The sequence below is a fragment of the Aminobacter sp. P4_H6_2 genome (assembly GCF_056400805.1).
In genome coordinates this window covers 1-1,939 of the sequence record NZ_JBFUKO010000837.1, presented here as the reverse complement: position 1 = coordinate 1,939, position 1,939 = coordinate 1, and the positions used below count along the sequence as shown (strand labels likewise).

Genomic DNA, 1,939 nt, shown 5'->3' with positions numbered 1-1,939 from the left:
AGATCACGATGTCGATTTCGCTGGCGCCTGCTGCAACGGACGCCTCGATCTCCTTCAGCCTGAGCGCGAGCGGTGAAAGACCTGCCGGAAAGCCGGTGGAAACCGCAGCGACAGGGATGCCGCTGCCGCTGAGGAAGCGTTTCGCCGGCTCGACCATCTCGTGATAGACGCAGACCGCGCCTGTCGTCAGGTTCATTCCGGACATGCCGAGCGCTTCAAGGATATCGGCGCGTATCGGGCGCTTTGCCTTTTCGCAAAGGCGCCGAACCCGCCCCTCTGTGTCGTCGCCCGACAAGGTGGTCAGGTCGATGCATGACACGGCTCGCAACAGCCAGGCCGCCTGATAATCCTTCTTGGCGGTGCGCCTCGCAACGAGGCTCTTGGTCCGGCGCTCGATTGCCGAGGTATTCGCCCGCACGGCCTCGACCCAATCGAGATCAAGTGCCATCCCGGGATTGCGCGGCAGATTGTGCCCAATGGGAGCAGAAGGGATCATCCCTTCGCCAATTTCAGGCATGGACATCCACGTTCCCCTTCCAATCGATACTGTTGCTTTGCATGTTCGTCTTGATGCCAAGATGCGTCGCGATCGTCGCGCCGATATCGGCAAACCCTCTGAGCCCGACCGATCCCGGTTTTGCGCCCGGCCCGGCGATCAGGATGGGTGTTCTTTCCCTGGTATGGTCTGTTCCTGGCCAGGTCGGGTCGTTGCCGTGGTCGGCGGTCAGGACGAGCAGGTCGCCTGGACCCAGCTCGCGCAGGATCGAGGGAATGAGGCCGTCGACGATCTCCAGCGCGTTGGCGTAGCCGGCGACGTCGCGGCGGTGTCCGAATTCGCTGTCAAACTCGACGATGTTCGAAAACACGAGCCCGCCAGGCGGCAGATCGCGCATCGCCTGGAGCGTCGCATCGACAGTGCCTTCGATGCCTGTCGCCTTTCGCGATTCCGATATGCCCCGGCCAGCAAAAATGTCGCTGATCTTGCCAACGCCGGTCACGTGTCGGCCCGCCGCCACCAGTTCGTCGAGCAGGGTCTGGTCGAAGGGAGGCATCGAGAAGTCGCGTCGGTTGGGGCTGCGGACGAAGGCATTTTCTTCGCCGACAAATGGCCGGGCAATGACGCGGCCGACCACCAGCGGGTCGACCAGATCACGCGTCAGCGCGCAAAGCGCGTAAAGCCGGTTGAGGCCAAAATGGGTTTCGTGCCCAGCGATCTGGATGACCGAGTCCGCGGAAGTGTAGAAAATGGGCTTGCCGGTGGCGACGTGTTCGGCGCCGAATTCCTCGATGACCTGTGTGCCCGACGCATGTTTGTTGCCGATCACGCCCGGCAAGCCGAAGCGCGTGACGATGTCGTCGATCAGGCTGTCGGGAAAGGTCGGGACCTGGTTCGGAAAATAGTGGAAGTCCTTGCTGACAGGTGTTCCAGAAATCTCCCAATGGCCAGATGTCGTATCCTTGCCTTTGGAGCTTTCTACCCCCACGCCCCATGTGCCGGTTGCCGGCTCGCTGGCGATAGCCTCGCCTGCAGCCAGTCGCAATGCGTTGAACAAACCCAGGCTGCCCAGGTTGGGCAGCATCAGCGGCCCACGGCGAATGCCTTCGATATCGGCCTTGCCCTGGTTGGCTGCCTCGATGATGTGGCCCAAGGTGTTGGACCCGTTGTCGCCGTAAAGGACTGCGTCGTCGGCACCGCCGATCCCGACGGAATCCAATACGATCAAAATGGCTCGGTTGTTCGTCATGACACCAATTTTCGGCTATCGAAGCTCTTGAGCACGCGTGTTGCAAGAGCTTCGTCGATGACGAGCTCGTTGATGTATCCGCTGCGCAGCACGCCGAGCGTTGCCTTCGCCTTGGTCTCTCCGCAAACGATGGCGATGCATCGCCGATCCGACACTTCCGCGGGAGATATCCCGACAGCCTTGTCGGCGAGTTC

The 1,939-nt window shown here is 61.5% G+C and carries 2 protein-coding genes and 1 pseudogene; all 3 read right to left on the bottom strand.

Features of this window, described 5'->3' with window-relative positions:
- A pseudogene (locus AC1DUU_RS30740) lies at positions 1-523 on the bottom strand (deoxyribose-phosphate aldolase); the annotation flags it as partial.
- Positions 510-1,745 (bottom strand): phosphopentomutase, encoded by a 1,236-nt coding sequence (locus AC1DUU_RS30735; protein WP_476787095.1) that lies wholly within the window; start codon positions 1,743-1,745, stop codon positions 510-512. The pseudogene AC1DUU_RS30740 and the gene AC1DUU_RS30735, both read right to left, overlap by 14 nt.
- Positions 1,742-1,939: sugar-binding domain-containing protein (locus AC1DUU_RS30730; protein WP_476787094.1), on the bottom strand; the 198-nt coding region annotated here is incomplete at its 5' end. The genes AC1DUU_RS30735 and AC1DUU_RS30730, both read right to left, overlap by 4 nt.

What these genes read in the sequence shown, in the direction of transcription:
- AC1DUU_RS30735 (WP_476787095.1), bottom strand. Translation starts at nt 1,745, where the DNA reads ATGACGAACAACCGAGCCATTTTGATCGTATTGGATTCCGTCGGGATC.